The sequence below is a fragment of the Leptospira selangorensis genome, from assembly GCF_004769405.1.
Taxonomy (GTDB): Bacteria; Spirochaetota; Leptospiria; order Leptospirales; family Leptospiraceae; genus Leptospira_B; species Leptospira_B selangorensis.
The window spans coordinates 147,376-164,064 of the sequence record NZ_RQES01000010.1 but is presented as its reverse complement, the minus strand read 5'-3'; the positions used below and the strand labels follow the sequence as shown (position 1 = coordinate 164,064).

The 16,689-nt window shown below is 42.1% G+C and carries 15 protein-coding genes and 2 tRNA genes; 10 read left to right on the top strand and 7 right to left on the bottom strand.

Going from position 1 to position 16,689, the window contains the following annotated elements; translation table 11 throughout:
- Positions 1-85 precede the first annotated feature (85 nt).
- Positions 86-1,675 carry an LA_3751/LA_3752 family putative glycosyltransferase gene (locus tag EHO58_RS06405; RefSeq protein WP_135679378.1) on the top strand — a complete coding sequence of 530 codons (1,590 nt, stop codon included), beginning with the start codon at positions 86-88 and terminating at the stop codon, positions 1,673-1,675.
- Here EHO58_RS06405 and EHO58_RS06400 read toward each other — a convergent pair.
- The 3 genes from EHO58_RS06400 to EHO58_RS06390 are packed head-to-tail and all read right to left on the bottom strand — an operon-like array spanning position 1,664 to position 4,277.
- Positions 1,664-2,359 carry a glycosyltransferase family 2 protein gene (locus tag EHO58_RS06400; protein WP_108928887.1) on the bottom strand — a complete coding sequence of 232 codons (696 nt, stop codon included), beginning with the start codon at positions 2,357-2,359 and terminating at the stop codon, positions 1,664-1,666. The two genes, EHO58_RS06405 and EHO58_RS06400, sit on opposite strands and share 12 nt — an antisense overlap.
- The gene (locus tag EHO58_RS06395; protein WP_135628315.1) at positions 2,356-3,150 is read right to left on the bottom strand and encodes a hypothetical protein; all 795 of its coding nucleotides are present in this window, start codon (positions 3,148-3,150) and stop codon (positions 2,356-2,358) included. The genes EHO58_RS06400 and EHO58_RS06395 overlap by 4 nt, the downstream gene beginning before the upstream one ends.
- An 11-nt stretch (positions 3,151-3,161) precedes the next feature.
- Positions 3,162-4,277: an LIC_10450 family protein gene (locus EHO58_RS06390; protein ID WP_135628316.1), complete on the bottom strand. Its 1,116-nt coding sequence runs from the start codon at positions 4,275-4,277 to the stop codon at positions 3,162-3,164.
- Between the two features lie 473 nt (positions 4,278-4,750).
- On the opposite strand from EHO58_RS06390, the gene rpsT reads away from it, so the two are divergent.
- From rpsT to EHO58_RS06340, 9 genes are all read left to right on the top strand, one after another.
- Positions 4,751-5,020, top strand: a complete 270-nt coding sequence (gene rpsT, locus EHO58_RS06380) for a 30S ribosomal protein S20 (RefSeq protein WP_086458106.1) — start codon at positions 4,751-4,753, stop codon at positions 5,018-5,020.
- Between the two features lie 16 nt (positions 5,021-5,036).
- Positions 5,037-5,109: transfer RNA gene (locus EHO58_RS06375), tRNA-Val, on the top strand.
- Positions 5,110-5,146: 37 nt separating this feature from the next.
- Complete coding sequence (glmM, locus tag EHO58_RS06370; protein WP_135628317.1) at positions 5,147-6,538, top strand: phosphoglucosamine mutase; 1,392 nt, start codon at positions 5,147-5,149, stop codon at positions 6,536-6,538.
- A 3-nt stretch (positions 6,539-6,541) separates the two neighbouring features.
- On the top strand, positions 6,542-8,374 hold the full coding sequence (gene glmS / locus EHO58_RS06365; RefSeq protein ID WP_135679376.1) for a glutamine--fructose-6-phosphate transaminase (isomerizing): 1,833 nt from the start codon (positions 6,542-6,544) through the stop codon (positions 8,372-8,374).
- 4 nt (positions 8,375-8,378) lie between these two features.
- A complete protein-coding gene (locus EHO58_RS06360) occupies positions 8,379-9,422 on the top strand; it encodes a GlmU family protein (RefSeq protein WP_135679374.1) in 1,044 nt (347 codons plus the stop codon).
- Positions 9,423-9,441: 19 nt separating this feature from the next.
- Complete coding sequence (locus EHO58_RS06355; RefSeq protein WP_135679372.1) at positions 9,442-11,049, top strand: carboxyl transferase domain-containing protein; 1,608 nt, start codon at positions 9,442-9,444, stop codon at positions 11,047-11,049.
- A gap of 306 nt (positions 11,050-11,355) precedes the next feature.
- Positions 11,356-12,657, top strand: coding sequence for an ammonium transporter (locus EHO58_RS06350; protein WP_135628321.1), 1,302 nt, complete (start codon positions 11,356-11,358; stop codon positions 12,655-12,657).
- Between the two features lie 35 nt (positions 12,658-12,692).
- Positions 12,693-13,037 (top strand): P-II family nitrogen regulator, encoded by a 345-nt coding sequence (locus EHO58_RS06345; protein ID WP_008595143.1) that lies wholly within the window; start codon positions 12,693-12,695, stop codon positions 13,035-13,037.
- Positions 13,038-13,172: 135 nt separating this feature from the next.
- Positions 13,173-13,964, top strand: a complete 792-nt coding sequence (locus EHO58_RS06340) for an SH3 domain-containing protein (RefSeq protein ID WP_135628322.1) — start codon at positions 13,173-13,175, stop codon at positions 13,962-13,964.
- A 25-nt stretch (positions 13,965-13,989) separates the two neighbouring features.
- Here the strand turns inward: EHO58_RS06340 and prmC are convergent, their stop codons facing one another.
- The 4 genes from prmC to EHO58_RS06320 all read right to left on the bottom strand — a co-directional run bounded on the left by prmC (position 13,990) and on the right by EHO58_RS06320 (position 16,667).
- The gene (gene prmC / locus EHO58_RS06335) at positions 13,990-14,853 is read right to left on the bottom strand and encodes a peptide chain release factor N(5)-glutamine methyltransferase (RefSeq protein WP_135679370.1); all 864 of its coding nucleotides are present in this window, start codon (positions 14,851-14,853) and stop codon (positions 13,990-13,992) included.
- A 7-nt stretch (positions 14,854-14,860) separates the two neighbouring features.
- Positions 14,861-14,937: transfer RNA gene (locus EHO58_RS06330), tRNA-Arg, on the bottom strand.
- A gap of 26 nt (positions 14,938-14,963) precedes the next feature.
- Positions 14,964-15,605, bottom strand: coding sequence for a Crp/Fnr family transcriptional regulator (locus tag EHO58_RS06325; RefSeq protein WP_008594423.1), 642 nt, complete (start codon positions 15,603-15,605; stop codon positions 14,964-14,966).
- Positions 15,606-16,667 carry a cyclic nucleotide-binding domain-containing protein gene (locus tag EHO58_RS06320; RefSeq protein ID WP_100721945.1) on the bottom strand — a complete coding sequence of 354 codons (1,062 nt, stop codon included), beginning with the start codon at positions 16,665-16,667 and terminating at the stop codon, positions 15,606-15,608.
- Positions 16,668-16,689 lie beyond the last annotated feature (22 nt).

Sequence of the window (16,689 nt, the reverse complement as noted above, 5' to 3'; positions counted from 1 at the left end):
ATTTCGAAAAACTTAAATGGCGGGTGTTTGTACCGGCAAGAATTCGTTTCATAAATTAGGGGGTGGGGGATGCTTGCCTTCGATCATGAAAACAACTGGAATTTCAAAAGGATTCTTTCTATTTAGCGCAATTTATTTCGGGATCCTAATTTTACTAAAACCTTGGGAGGCACTTTTTTCAGATCAGTTTTTGAAATACCACCAAGCCTATTCCATGTTTCAATCAGGTTTCAGCACTGAAAATCTGATCTATCCTTCCCTCGATCTAGATCCGACTTATAATTATTTTCTTTGGAAAGCCCCGATGGTTTTCCAGATAGGAGATAGAATGATCGGTCAATATCCGATCTTTCTCACGCTTCTGATCGCACCATTTTTAGTTTTAGGTTGGGTACCGATTGTTTCCGTTTTGATGGGAATATTCAATCTGATCTCCGCTTATATTTTGAGAAGATTCTGGGATCTTTCCTGGTTCTGGCTCGCTTTTACTTTTTTCGGAACGTATATCTTTTTGATGGGACCCGAACTTTCGGAACATCCTCCTCTTCTTCTTTTAGAATTATTAGGACTTACTTTCTTTTATAAGACTGAAGATAAAATTTCCAATAAACTAATCGGAGGGATCGCTCTAGGACTTGGAGTTTGGTTAAGATTAGAAGTTCTGATCTTCTTTGTGATCTTCTGGGCTAGCGGCTGGGTCGCTTTCGGAAAAGATTGGTGGAAAAAATCTTTTTGGTTCTCCGTATCTTTTTCAGTTATTGTACTTCTACTATTCTTATTCCATACATTGGATTACCAACATCCGATCGGTCCTAGATATTTCCAAAATTTTAATACAGGCGAAGACCAAGGAACGGTTCTTTCTAGGGCATTCACAATCCTGATCGGAACGTATACAATGCCGGGACTTTTGATCTATTTACCGATCCTTCTTCCTTTGTTTTATTTCTTTGTTAAAAAAGCCAAAGAAGGAAAGATCCAAGCCTCCTTCTATCATTTAGGGCTCAGTTCTTATGTATTTATCATACTGATTGCATTCCTTGCTCCGAACGATGGGGTTTCAAACTGGGGACCAAGATATGTCGGACTTGCATTGATCCCATTTGTTTTGGTTTTGAAAGAAGTGACCGAGATTTCCGAATGGAAACTGGGAAAATCAGGCAAAAACTTGGCGTTTTCCATTTTAGTGATTTATTCTTTCGGAATGACATTGGCCGGTTTTGTGAATTACCAACGAAGTTCAAAAGAGATCAGATCAATTCGTTCTATTTACAAGGATTCCCAAGCTTCCAGTTTATTGTTTTTAGACGATGTTCTTTGCGGATCTATCGGACCTTCTTATTTTCAAAAAAGAGTATTATGTATTCATAATGAAACTTCCGCACAAGGAATGGACGCGATAGTATCTTTTCTTTCCAAGAAACATCCTGGAGAGAAAGTAGGATTTATTTCTTATTCTGATGCTGTGGTGGAATACGCTGCGAAACTTCCAGAGTCGAATAATATTCTAATGCATAAATATAGAATGAAAGTATTGGCAGAAGCGGAGATCCGTCCTGTTTGGCTGGAATTATTCGGTCATGCTTGGAAAGAGAATGAAGTGAAAACGAAAGGTCTTTGGGAATATCGAGAATACGAAATTCCCAAAGAGGGAACTGGGATATTAAGAAAATAGATTGTATCTTAGGATACAGTAGATGGCTCTAAATCCGTCTTTCCAACCTATCTTTTTACCTTCTGCGTAAGTACGTCCGTAATAGGAGATCCCTACTTCGTAAATACGAATGTCCGGGATCTTTGCGATCTTAGCGGTAATCTCAGGCTCGAACCCGAAACGATTCTCTTTAATATCGATCCCTTGGATCACTTCTCTACGGAACGCTTTATAACAAGTTTCCATATCGGTCAGATTAATGTTCGTGAACATATTGGAAAGGGTGGTCAAGAATAGATTTCCGAGTCTATGCCAGTAGTATACGACTCTATGGGCTCTTCCCCCCATAAATCTGCTTCCGAAAACAACGTCAGCTTTGCCTTTGTAGATCGGATCGATCACATCCGGAATTTCAAACGGATCATATTCCAAGTCCGCGTCTTGAACGATGACTATATCGCCTTTGGCAGCTTTAAATCCTGTGCGGAGTGCAGCGCCTTTTCCCTGGTTTTTCTCGTGGAAAACGAGTTGGTCCACCAACTTCTTAAAAGGAGCGGTTTTTAGGAGTTCCCTCGTTCCGTCCGTGGAAAAATCGTCCACAAGGATGATCTCTTTATCCTTATATGGGACCTTCTTTACGGTTTCTAAAATGTTTTTGATGGTCTGTTTTTCGTTATAACAGGGAATTACGATGGAAAGTTTCATTTAGCGTCCAGACCGACTAAGTCACTCATCCGGAAATCCCGGATGATATTTTCGGCTTTAACGATTATTTTTTCCAATGCGATACCGAAAAGTAAATTCTTATACGCTTCCGAAGCTTTCGGATAGTCTCTATCGCTGACTTGTACGGTCATTCTGTCGCTGACCCTGTTTTTCTCCACACATTCCAGTGCTGTCTTTCTGAGTCCTGCGAGTGCAATACATACTTCTTTTAGAATGTTCTGGGAATCCCTTTCCATTGTGGATTGGTTCCCATTTGCATCTAATAATGCCTTAATATGTTCTGAGATACGAAGAGAAGGCATCCCTCTTTTAGTGACACCGACCCTTTCGATCATGGAGATACTATCTTGGAAGGAAGAATATTCAGGAGTTCCTCTGAATATATGGATTAGAACAGGAAGGTCGGTCTCCGCAAACGTGGTCATAGCACCGTAAAAATATCTCATTTCCGGTCTGGCTAACGGATGGAAATCCACCCTTTGGTATTTGGAAAGTTTTTCCTCTTGTTCGTCCAGGATACGATTGATCGTTTCTCCCTTAGAGGCGTTCCTTCTTTCCGTAAGTTCTTTATGTTTGGTTTTGATCTTTTCCAGAAAGTCAACTTCGTCTTTCAGGAAATTGTCCAGGTTTCCCCTATGTTTTAGGGTTTGGATATAACGATCCTCGAAACCTTTGGCGTCGAAAATTTTAGGACTTTGTTTGGCCCCTTCCCGGTATTCGGTTCGGAGCTTTTCTACGATTGTTTTTATCTCTTGATCGCTAAGTGCCATGCAAAAGGTTTCTATCCTTCGCTATCGGCCCATTTTTGCAAGGAGATAAGTAGTCCACCTATATCTTCCGAACAATATAATAAGGCGCTTCTGGCATCCTTATACATCTGTTGTTGGTTATAAGCTACTTGTTTTAGGTGGTTTTCGTTTTTAGTATTTAGGACGTTTAAAGCATTTAGGACCATTTTTTTGAGTTTTCTGGTCAGATCTAAGAGAAGTTCCTGCATTTCCCAACGGATCACTAGTTTTAATTTTTCCTGATCGGAAGTTTTGGACTGCAATGCTTGTTTACGATGGGACTCGTACTTAGCTATATAATAGGTAATGGATCTAGGGTAAGAAGTTAGCTCTTTATGATAATTTAATATCTTGTCCAACTTCTGGAAGAACTCTATATCGAATTCTCTTGCTAGATTTCCTACTATGTTTTTGTTCTCGGAAGGATCTCCGGTCGCTTCGAAAATTTTAGAATTTCGAATATTATTGAGTACGGATTCGATCCTATCTTTGATCCTTTGGAATTGTTGCACGCTATCTTCGATATATTTCGTTTCTCTGTTGGAACCTGCTTCTATATTTTCAATAAAAACCGGAATATCTTCTTTTGCGGCGTTAGAAGAAAGTCCAGCATCCGAGATATTCAGATCTACTTTCGAAAGATCGAATATATCATTTTGGACCGAGTTCATTCTTGCGGATAGATCAGGACCTTCAGAAGGGGAAATATCCAATTCTTTTTGAGAATTAGGAGTATAAGCCGGCTTTTCCGAATTTGCAGAGCTTGGCTTAGTATGTTTCGTTTTTTCTGCCAGGTTCTCTACCCAGTCGGCACTAGGATGTTTTGTACTTTTAAGAAGATTAGATAATTTCTGTAGATCTAAGGGATTGGATGTCGCCTTAGGATTGACTCTACCTAATTTAGGTTTATTCGCTTCTGCTTCGGAAGCTTTTTGAAGGGTGATCCGAATGATCTCCGCCTTTCTACTTTCTTTATTAAAACGAACAGCGTAACGGTTCCCGTTTCTGTCCAAATACTTGGTTCCCAATTGAGCCAAAGAAAGTTTATTAGGATCGATCTCGTCTATCGAGTTCACGATGATATAGTCTTGTGCTTGTCTTGATATCATGCGAGGCGTCCCTGGATCTTCCAATAGGACGGATAATTAATTTCCAATCTACTGAATTAAAAAAATAAGATAAAAATAAGTGCAAGCAAAGCAAAAAATTCTTCCGGACCTTAGTTTAGTAAATTTATTTCAGATATACCTCGTTTAAGGTAGTGTTGGGTTTTGTATAGCTGTTGGAACTTCGACAAGGCGATTACAAAACTAATTACTCAAGGGCAAATAACGCAATCGTCAAATTCGAAATGATTTCTTGTATATAGCGTTGGGTTGGGCGTATCCGCCGAGACTTGGGCGGATCTTTACGCGACAACGATCGTAGCGAAAATCCGGCGTAGCGGATTGAAGCGGAGAGCGTGATCGCTCGCACAGCGAGCGAGTCGCCCACCCATTCGAACAAAAGACGTAAAAGCTCGTTGACAGGCTGCCTGGGTACGAAAATCTGGGCTCAATCCCTTAATAGGAAGTAGAGATCCTTGGCGAATATTAAATCTTCAGAAAAAGATATCCGTAGAACGAAACGCAGAAATGCGGCAAATTCTCAAAACAGGAATCGCCTTAGGACCCAAGCTAAAAAGATCCTAAAAGCGCTCCAAGACGGAGAGAAAGACTCCTTAAAATCTTTGTTCGGACAATATTCTTCTCTTCTGGACAAAGCTGCGAAAACCAACCTGATCCACTCTAAAAATGCAGACCGCAAAAAGAGTCGGATGGCATTGCGTATCAATCAGGCTGCAACCGCATAATAACCGTTTTCATAACGGGCGATTAGCTCAGCTGGGAGAGCGCCTCCCTTACAAGGAGGATGTCGGCAGTTCGATCCTGTCATCGCCCATGTTCTCATCCCAATTTAAAAAACATTCCTCGGAATCATGGCTCTAAATCCTCAAAAACCGGTCTTCCAACACCCGGATTTGATGGTTTCAGTGTCCGGAATCCGGGGAATCATTCCTACCGGATTAAGTCCCGACGTAATTTTTCATTCACTCATGGCCTTTGGGTCCAGACTCAAGGGTAATACCGTAGTCATCGGAAGAGATTCTCGTCCGAGCGGCGCATATATAGAAAATATCGCGATCGGTATCATGCTCGCAATGGGCAAAAAAGTCATCCGTTTGGGGATTGTTCCAACTCCTACTGTTAAGGCTGTGGTGGCTCAATCCGGAGCTGCCGGTGGGATTATGATCTCCGCTTCTCATAATCCGGTCATTTGGAATGCATTTAAGTTCATTGGCCCGGGTGGATTTTTTACCAATGCTCAAGACTTAGAAGGTCTTTTGGATCTGGTTCGAAAGGAAGATTATAAACCTTTCCAATTTAAGCCGAACACGGATGTGGAAGATGGAACCGACAGGATCCAAGCACATATCGACTCGGTTTTGGCCAGAGTGAATGTATCTGCGATCAAACGTAAAAAGTTCACTGTATTTTTAGATGCTGTCAATGGTGGTGGAAGTTTCGTTTTACCTGAATTGTTAAGTCGCTTGGGCTGTAAGGTCATTCTACAACATTGTACTCCTGATGGAACATTTCCTCGTCCACCGGAGCCTACTCCTGATGCGCTCAAACAATCTTCTCGTCTGATCAAAAAATCCAAGGCGGATATCGGTTTTGCATTGGACCCAGACGCTGACAGACTCGTGGTTTTATCTCCTAAAAAAGGAGCTATCTCAGAAGAATTAACTCTTCCTCTTAGTTTTATGTCGTACCTTGCTTCTAATTCGATTCCTAAGAAGGCATCCATCACTGTGAACCTCTCCACAAGTTTCGTGAACGATTGGGTTGCAGACTCTGTTGGAATTCCGACTTATCGATCTAAGGTGGGAGAAGCAAACGTTGTGGCAGAAATGATACACCGTAAGTCTGTTTTTGGCGGAGAAGGAAACGGAGGAGTCATCGATCCGGCGATCCCTTCTTTCGGAAGAGACTCTCTTTCCGGGGTGGCCCATATACTGAATCTGCTTGCCCTAAAGGGGGAAGATGCTGAAACTGTGATAGGTAGTCTTCCTGCGGTCCATATGCGCAAGATCGCCTACAAGATCGCGGGTCAGAAGACGGAGCAGATTTATTCTAAGTTTCGCAGCGCCTTCTCCGAATATAAAGAAGATTCGAGAGACGGTTTACGTTTAGCGAACCAGGACTCTTGGATACATATTCGACCTTCGAATACCGAGCCGATCCTCCGGTTGATTGGAGAGGCCAGAACCAAAAAGGATCTGGAATCCCTTTTAAATAAAGCCGGAAAGATCATGGAGAATTCATAATATATGTGTGGAATCGTAGGATACGCTGGCGATAAAAACGTAGAATCCGTACTCATAGTAGGGCTCATCGGTCTGGAGTATCGTGGATACGATTCGGCCGGGATCGCGGTCCTGGACAGAGGAGAGATCCAAGTCCGTAAACAAAAAGGCAAAATTAAGGATCTGGAAAATTACCTAAAGGAGCATCCGATCCGAGGTAATGTCGGCATAGGCCATACTCGTTGGGCAACTCATGGTGAACCAAACCAAATTAATGCTCACCCTCATACTGATTCCAAATCTACCGTAGCGGTAGTTCATAACGGAATTATAGAAAATTATTCTCAACTCAGACAAGAACTTAAACAAAAAGGTTTCGTATTCCATAGTATGACGGATACGGAAGTTCTCCCTAATCTTTTGGCGGAGAGCAGAAAAAGAGGCTTATCCAATAAAGAAGCTTTTTTAGATTTATTTAATAGAGTTCATGGAAAATGGGCGATCGCAGTCGTATTCGATAACGAGCCGGACAGAGTTTATTTCGCCCAAGACGGAGCACCTTTACTTTTAGGAAGAGGAAAAGAAGAATATTACCTCGCTTCCGATATTTCTCCTCTCACAAGAAATTGTAGAGAAGTGTATTATATTAACTCCAAGGAATGGGGATACTTTACAAAAACTGAATGTAAGATCTTCGGATTTGATGGTGCTGAAAAAGAATTCGAATTCAAAACTCAGGATATCAAATTTGAGGATGTAGACAAAGGTGGTTATCCTCATTATATGATCAAGGAGATCCACGAACAACCTGGGATCTTCCGTAGGATCATCCAATCTCGTATTAGTGAAGCCGGGGAAATAGAATTTCCGGAAAGCACCATTTCTAGAGAGATGATGTCCAAGGTAAACCGTATCATTATCCAAGCGGCAGGAACTAGCTATTACGCAGGGATGCTCGGAAAACATTATCTGGAAAATTTCGCAAAGATCCAAACGGATACGGAAACTTCTTCAGAGTTCCGTTATAGAAACCCTGTGGTAGAAGGTGACACTCTTATCGTAGGAATTTCCCAGTCCGGAGAAACTGCGGATACTCTTGCTTCTCTATTGGAAGCAAAAGCGAAGTTTATCAAAGTTCTTTCTTTGGTAAATAATGTGAACTCCACAATTGCAAGAGAATCGGATTCATTCATCAGAACGGATGCCGGTCCTGAGATCGGGGTCGCGAGTACAAAGGCATTTACTGCACAGGTAATCAACCTTCTTCTTTTTTCCTTATATGTAGCTCGTTTGAAATGGATCGTATCCGACGAGGAGCTCAGAACTTTATTGGAAGAGATCCGACTTCTGCCAGGCAAGATGGAAAGGATTTTGGCTCAGGCCCATATCCTGGAAACCTGGGCGGCGGATTTTACCAAGACTAAAGATTTTGTATTCTTAGGTAGGACGTACAACCATCCTGTTGCGTTGGAAGGAGCTCTGAAATTAAAAGAGGTTTCTTATATCCACGCTTCCGGTTATGCGGGTGGGGAATTCAAACATGGACCGATCGCGCTGATTACAAACGAAGTGCCGGTCGTATGTATCGCGACCAAATCCGAAATTTATAGCAAAATGCTTTCCAATATCCAGGAAATCAAGGCCAGAAACGGGATTATGATCTCCATCGTAACCGAAGGGGATAAAGAGGCAAAAGAGCTTTCCGACTACTGTTTTGAAGTTCCGGACTGTCCGGAAATTTTGAGTCCGATCCTGAATGTTCTTCCTCTCCAACTTCTGGCCTATTATTCTGCCGTGGCTAGGGGTTGTCCTCCGGACCAACCTAGAAACCTAGCAAAGTCCGTCACAGTGGAGTAGTGTAGTGGGCAGAATTCAGAGAATTTGGATCGATGAGAGGGAAACTCCTCCCGGTTTGGGAGCCTTAACCAGGATTCGATCTTTCTCCGAGATTCGAGACGGGGTTTTAACTCCACTCCAACGTTTAAAAGAGCAGTATCCTGATTCAAAGATACTCTACTCAAACTCCAATTCGGCATTCGAGAAAACATTCTTCGAAAGAAATCCAAAGATCTCCGAATACGACGGCAAGGATGTAGACCTAATCATCCGTCCCGAGGAATTCCTACCTTGGAAATCTTTGGAGTCTGTGGGCAAAAACATAGACCAGGACTTGGAAAATCATAAGGACCTGCGTAAATGGGCCCGCAAGCTCAAGGTAAAGTCCGGAGACTTCCAAGTAGTCGGAAAATCCAAACACGTTCATATCCATCCTTCCGCCAAAATTTATCCAGGTGTGGTTATAGATGTAACCTCAGGACCTGTGATCATAGACAAGGATGCAAAAGTAACTTCTTTTAGCTTTTTAGAAGGTCCCTTATACATAGGCCAAGGCACTCATGTGGACAATGCTCGAATCACCGGAAACACTTCCATAGGGAATGTGTGCAGGATAGGTGGAGAAGTCGGGGACAGTATTATATTAGATTTTACGAATAAACACCACGAAGGGTTCTTAGGACATTCAGTGGTGGGAAGCTGGGTTAACCTAGGCGCATTATCCACCACCTCCGATCTAAAGAATAACTACGGTGTGGTCAAGATCAGAGAAGAACATACCGAGATCACAACAGGCTCCATCAAATTCGGTTCTATCATCGGAGATTTTTCCAAGATAGGGATTGGAGTGATGTTGAATACCGGAACAGTGATAGATTTCGGATGTAATGTGGTTTCTTCTAGGGCAAGTGGATATCTTCCTCCGTTTATTTGGGCGGACGGACAACCTTATATCTTAGATCTATTTCTTCGTGATTCACGCAAGATCATGGCAAGAAGGAACAGAGAACTTTCTCATTCCGAATCAGAACTTATTAGAATTTTATACGAAACCAAGGTCCGGAAATAAAAGAGGACCGGAGGGCTCCATGGAAGTTTTGGAATCGCGTATTAGTACGTCTTCCCCTGAATATAAAGAGAATTTCAAAGACCTTTCAGAGAAGGTCACGGATTTACGTAAACTTCTCCAAAAAGCCGGACAAGGCGGAGGAGAAAAATCCATCCAGAAACATAAAAGCCGTGGCAAGCTCACCGCAAGAGAAAGGGTACAAGGGCTGATAGATCCAAATACTCCTTTCTTGGAATTCTCAGCATTGGCCGGGGAGAAGGTTTATACGGACGATGTTCCTTCTGCAGGTATCGTAACTGGGATCGGTAAAATTTCAGGAACTCCTTGTGTGATCGTTGCAAACGATGCCACTGTAAAAGGTGGGACCTATTATCCACTTACTGTCAAAAAACATATCCGCGCACAAGAGATTGCATTAGAGAATCGTCTTCCTTGTGTTTATCTGGTGGATTCAGGCGGAGCATTCCTTCCGATGCAGGATGATGTGTTTCCTGATAAATGGCATTTCGGTAGGATCTTTTATAACCAAGCAAATCTTTCTAGAATGGGGATCCCTCAGATTTCCGTAGTAATGGGAAGTTGTACTGCGGGTGGTGCATACATTCCTGCAATGTCAGACGAATCTGTAATCGTAAAAGGAAACGGTACCATCTTTTTAGGCGGGCCTCCTCTTGTAAAAGCAGCCACTGGAGAGATTGTTACTCCGGAAGAATTGGGCGGCGCTGATGTCCATTGTAGGATCTCAGGAGTTACCGATCATTATGCGGAGAATGATCCGCACGCCCTTGAGATCGCTAGACATATCGTTTCTAGTCTAGGAGCAAGAGCTAAAAAATTAGAAGAGCAAATATCTTACGAAGAACCTCTTTATCCTCCTGAGGAAATTTACGGGATTATCCAAAAAGATATCCGTAAACCTTATGATGTGAGAGAAGTTATCGCAAGAGTTGTAGACGGTTCCAGATTCCAAGAATTCAAAAAATATTATGGAACTACTATAGTCACAGGATTTGCGAATATTTACGGAAAAACCGTTGGCATCATTGCAAACAACGGAGTTTTGTTTTCTGAAAGTTCTTTGAAAGCAGCTCATTTCATCCAGCTTTGTAACCAGAGAGAGATTCCTTTACTCTTCTTACAAAACATCACCGGTTTTATGGTTGGGAAGAAGTATGAGAACTCAGGTATCGCAAAAGACGGTGCCAAAATGGTAAACGCAGTCTCCACTTCTGTAGTTCCAAAATACACCGTGGTGATCGGCGGTTCATACGGAGCAGGAAATTATGGAATGTGCGGCCGTGCATTCGGACCTAGATTCCTTTGGATGTGGCCAAACGCTAGGATTTCAGTGATGGGTGGAGAACAAGCTGCAAATGTTCTACTCACAGTGAAGCAGGAACAATTGGAGAAGGAAGGAAAATCACTCTCCGACGCGGAACAGGCAGAGTTCAAGAGACCTATATTAGAAGATTATGATAATCGATCTTCTTGTATCTATTCTACTGCAAGACTTTGGGACGATGGCGTCCTAGATCCTGCACGTACAAGAGAAGCTTTAGGTTTGGCATTATATTCCGACCTTTCTCCTAAAGGTATAGAACCTTCTTATGCGATCTTCCGGATGTAATTTTCCTCCGGAAGAATGATACCTAAGTATAGTTTTCACTTCTAAAATTTTATTTTTCCAGCAGACTCCAAAAATCTGCCTAATAAGTACGCAAACTGCTAGGCTGGGTCTGGCAATATTCGCCTAGAACTATGGAAAAATCTGCCTCAGATAAAAATTTGGACAGTTTTTCCGAATGAAACCCTCGTTTCAGGCCACTGAGGCTCTCATTCAGTTTTTTTAATCTTTTTTTGAACTAATTTTTATCTCAGGTACTCTTCTTGCATTATTTGGATTAAACATATTTTCGAGATGAGATTTGAGAAAATGAAAATTGCCCAAAAACTTATCGCGCTCTTGATCTTAATCGCTCCAGTACTGATCTGGGGTCAAGACGCTACACCAGCACCAGAAGCCGCACCAGCTGCCCCTACTTTGGATAAAGGGGATACCGCATGGATGATCGTGGCTTCCACTTTCGTGTTCTTTATGATCCCAGGACTCGCGCTGTTCTACGGCGGTATCGTAAGATCTAAGAACGTTCTTTCAACAATGATGCACAGCTTTGTTGCGATTCTTGTCCTTACAATCCAGTGGACATTATTCGGATACAGCTTAGCGTTTTCCGGCGATAGTCCATTTTTCGGCGATTTTCAACTCTTCTTGTTGAATGGAATTACCGACGAAACTTTGGAAGGAACGATCCCGAAATACATTCACTTCCTTTTCCAAGGAATGTTTGCGCTTATCACTCCGGCTCTAATCTCCGGTGCGATCGCAGAAAGAGTGAAACTTTCCGGTTATATCGTATTCATTCTGGCATGGGCTACTTTGGTTTACGATCCTGTCGCACACTGGGTATGGTCTGCTAACGGTTGGCTTTTCAAAAAGACTGCTCTGGATTTCGCAGGTGGAACAGTGGTTCACTTGATCTCCGGTATCGCAGGTTTGGCTGCAGCAATCGTACTAGGAAAACGTAAAGGAGAAGGTCCTGCACTTATCGCTCCGAACAACTTGACTTACACCCTAATCGGTGCAGGATTCCTATGGTTCGGATGGTTCGGATTTAACGCAGGTTCCGGTCTTGCTACTAATGGTCAGGCTGCAAGAGCTTTCGTTGTAACTTTAATCGCTCCTGCAACTGCAGGTGCTGTTTGGTTATTGATCGAATATCTTCATACTAAAAAAGCTACTGCTCTTGGAGCAGCTTCCGGGATCGTTGCAGGTCTGGTTGTGATCACTCCTGCTGCAGGTTTTGTGGACGCTACCGGTGCATTGATCATGGGAGTAATTGTATCTCCTATTTGTTACGGAGCAATCCTTCTAAAAGGTAAACTTGGTTACGATGACTCTTTAGACGCTTTCGGAATTCACGGCGTTGGTGGAGCTCTCGGAGCGATCCTTACAGGTGTATTCGCACTTGCGAATTATATTCCTGAGGGAGTTACTCGCGGAGACCAGATTATCGTTCAGATTATCAGCGTTGTAGCTACCGGTGCTTACTCTATCGTAGTATCCTTGATCTTAGTGTTTATCATCGAGAAAACAATCGGATTCAGGATTTCCGAAGAGAAAGAGATTGCTGGACTCGATTCCGAGATTCACGGAGAAAAAGGTTATATTATATAACCTTTTGAATTTATACATTAAGTAAAGGAGAGCATATGAAATTAATCGTAGCAATTATCCAGCCCCATAAACTGGAAGAGGTTAAAGCGGAGCTTACTAAGAATGAAATTTATAGACTTACCGTAAGCGACGTGCAAGGCTACGGGCAGCAAAAAGGTAAAACTGAAGTATTCCGTGGACATGAATACCAAGTAAACCTTCTGAGAAAAGTAAGATTGGAGATCGCGGTAAACGACGAGTTCGTAAAACCTACCGTTGATGCGATCTTGAAAGCTGCCAAAACCGGTGACGGAAAGATCGGAGACGGAAAAATTTTAATTCTTCCTCTCGAAGACGTAATCCGTATTCGCACCGGAGAAAGAGGAAGCTCAGCGATTTAATTCTTCCCCAATACGAGTCGAAACTAGCTTCGGGGTCGGTGATTTACCGGCCCCATTTTTATGTACGAGTCCAATATCGTCTGTTTTTTGTTAGACGCTTCGATCCTAAAAGTGTATATCTAATCCGAGTGTCTTATGATTAGATTTCTAAAATACTTCACTGTAACATTTTACATGACATTCTTGTTGGGATGTTTTTCTAATTACCAATCCGCATATGTAAATAGCGGTGCAGGACTTAGGATACGTTCCGCTCCAAAACTTTCTTCTGAAAAGATGGGAACAGTACCATTCAAAGGAGAAGTAAAGATCCTGGAGAAGGATCAAAAATTAACTCATATAGACGGATTCGAAAATTATTGGTACAAGATCAAAAGTGAAGAAGGAGAGGGATGGGTTTTCGGCGGGTATTTAAGTTTTAAACATCCGGATTTTTTACCACCGGGTTCTAATTCATATACCGGGTTAGTTTATAATCATCCTATTCAGTCTATAAAACTAATTCGAATGCATATTATAAACGAGAGTTTGTTCTTAAATTTATACCAATCAGATTCAAAACATATTTTTGCGTTTTTAGAAAGAAAAAATAAGATTTCGGAAAATTTAACTGAGTGGAGAGTTCTGCATGCAATTACGATGGATACACTTCAAAAAGACGAAGAGTTATTGAATCGTGTTAGCACCGAATGTTTTACTCCTGGGCTGGATGGAAAAGAGGTCATACTTGCGATCTTAAAAATACAAATGCGCAAGACTGGAGTGACGATTGGAAATCATTATGAAATGGTACTCGATAAGCTGAAAATCCGTAAAGCATGGACTTTAAGTGAGGATAAGTTGTTTTTACAGCCTGTTGTGAAAACGAAAGGGATAGAATGTACGATTTTCGATCCCGGGAATCAGTTTAAGGCGATTTCGGAATGAAGGTTCCAGCTCTCTAAAAATAATCCTATAATATCAGCCGAACAAAACTATCTCTACCGGAAAGATCCTTTTTCAGATCCGCTCCGGAATATCCGAGAGAAAGCGCGGTTTCTTTTAGCCAACTAGAGTATCTAGGATGAGTTTCTAAATATAATCTGCCTTCCGGTTTTAGTTTTGTCTTTGCTTCTGTTAGTATCTTAGTATGAAATCCTTGGAAATCAGCGACGAATAATGCAAGATGGGGTTCATAATCTACAACATCCGGCATGATAGTAGGTTTATCCGCTTCTGGAATATAAGGTGGATTAGAAACGATCAGATCGAATTTGGTTTCGTCCGGAATAGGGGAGAGTAGATCTCCATGATAAAGTTCGAAACTTCTCTCTGTATTTAAGATTTCTTGAATATTCTTTTTGTTAATTTCTAACGCGGATTCGGAAGCATCTGTGAAGGACACTTTCCATTCTTTTCTTGCCTTGGCTAGGCTGATCCCTATACAACCGCTTCCCGAGCAAAGGTCTATTACTTCTAAAGCGTTTTCTTTGTTTGGATATTCTTCTAAAACCCAGGCGACTAATTCTTCTGTTTCCGGTCTTGGGATAAGGACAGACTCGTTTACATGGAATTCCGAATCGAAGAATGCCTTCTTCCCAATGATATAAGCGGTTGGTTTGAATTTGGATCTTTGGACGATCCTTTCTCTGTATTCGTCTTTTTCAGGGCCGGAAATTGGTCTTTCGAAATCTATATAGAGTTTTACTCTTTGGATCTTGAGTAGATCTGCGAGTAATATCTCGGCATCCAATCTTGCGGAAGGTATGTTTTTCTTTTTTAGAAATTCTTCCGATTTCTTGAGTAGGTTCAGAACGTTGTCTTGGGAATCTGCCATGGTTTGATGGTGGCCCCGAGAGGATTCGAACCTCCGACCAAAAGTTTAGGAAACTTCTGCTCTGTCCACCTGAGCTACGGGACCTTTATCTTTAGAACGCCGGTATTCTGTTAAGAAGGTTTGCGCTTCTGGGAGACTATTCTCTGGAAGTCGTTAATATTGTGAATTACGATTTTGTCGGAGTATATCTCGATTTTACCGCTTTTAGCGAATTGGTTCACGACCTTCTGGACTTCGCCCACAGGTTGGGCACACCAATCTGCCACGTCTTCTACGGTAACGTTGAGTACGACTTCTTTGAACTCGGTATGTGTATGCATCTTTTCATACAACATCAAGAATACGTCGGCTACTTTTCCGATGATATCATCCAATAATAGAATGAGTAATCTTCGTTTTGCGTCGTAAATTCTGACGGAGAAGATTGTGAGGATCTTAAGTGCGAGTGTGGGATTTTTGGTCATCAATAGTTCAAAGTTTGCTCTATTGAAGTTCAGAACTTTCACTTCCGAGATTGCGATTGCGGTCGCACTTCTGGGTTGTTCTTCTAAGATAGCCATCTCTCCGAAGATATCTCCTTGTTCTAAGATATCTAAGGTTTTGATGGAATTCCCAACAGTTTTAGTGATCTTTACCTTTCCGGCTTGGATCAAAAAGAAATCGTTTCCTGGTTCGTTTTCACAGAATATGATCTGGTTCGGTTCGAAAGTTTTTCCGAACTTTGAGAACATCGACTCGAGCATTAAATCCATTTAGGCGCTGAGCTCCTTGGCTTTTTGGCGAGCCTTCTGGGAGAGACTGTCTCTTTCCGGAGGAAGTAATGCGACCTTGCCGAATAACATTCCTGCCCTTTGACGATCTCCTTGTTGTTCCGCGATCTCTGCCAAATGAAATAAAGACTCTTTTACCGATTCTCCGGATGGATGTTTTTTGATATAAGCGGAGAAGGTATTACTTGCCGTATCCAAATTGTTCAGCTTTAAGAAACAAACTCCCATTTGGAAAAGTGCATTGTCGACGAGCTTCTTCTCGCTATCGTATTTGAAATCAGTGCGGACCATCAGGTCTTTGAAAATACCGGCCGCTTCTTCGAATTTTCCTACATTCAAGAACGTATGAGCGCGATTATAAAGAGAAGTAATCGTATTGTCTGTGCCGGCACCCAGATTCGTTTTTTCTGCAGCAGGTTTCATGATATTCTGCAGATTTTCCTGAGACATAGGCGCTCTGGTAGAAGCAGCATCATAAACTAGCGGTGGCATATTGATCGGGTAAGGAGTTCCTTTTCTTGCTAGATCTTGTAGTTCGGTGGCTCTTCCCGCATAAGGTCCGCTAGGATAATGTTCTAGGTATTTTCCGAATCCGTAAGCCGCGTGTTCGAAGTTATTGTTCTTATAAAATACTTCGGCGACGTTCATGAGCTCGAATGCAGGGTTTCTAGCTTCTGCCTGGCCCAAGATCTCTCTTAATTTTTTGTGAACCAGTCGCAATTGGCTGGAGAATACCTTCATCATCTTTAAGATCAGATGAGTTTTTTCTGCCACGAATGTTTCAAAGTCTGAAAGTTTGAAAACTAAGACAGTTGCTCCGCCTACAACCTGAGCGGTTTCTTCCCTAGGGTATTTTCCGAGTGCGGATTTGACTCCGAAAAATTCTCCCAGTCGTACATCTTCTTTTACTTCGTAACCGGAATCGATCGCGGTGTACGTGAGAACGACTCGACCTTGTCTGAGGACATAGATATCCTCCGATCGATCTTTCTCGAAGTAAATAATAGAACCGCCTTTATAAGTTCGGATTATGGGCCCAGCCAAGACCGTTACCTTCTTCTCTAAA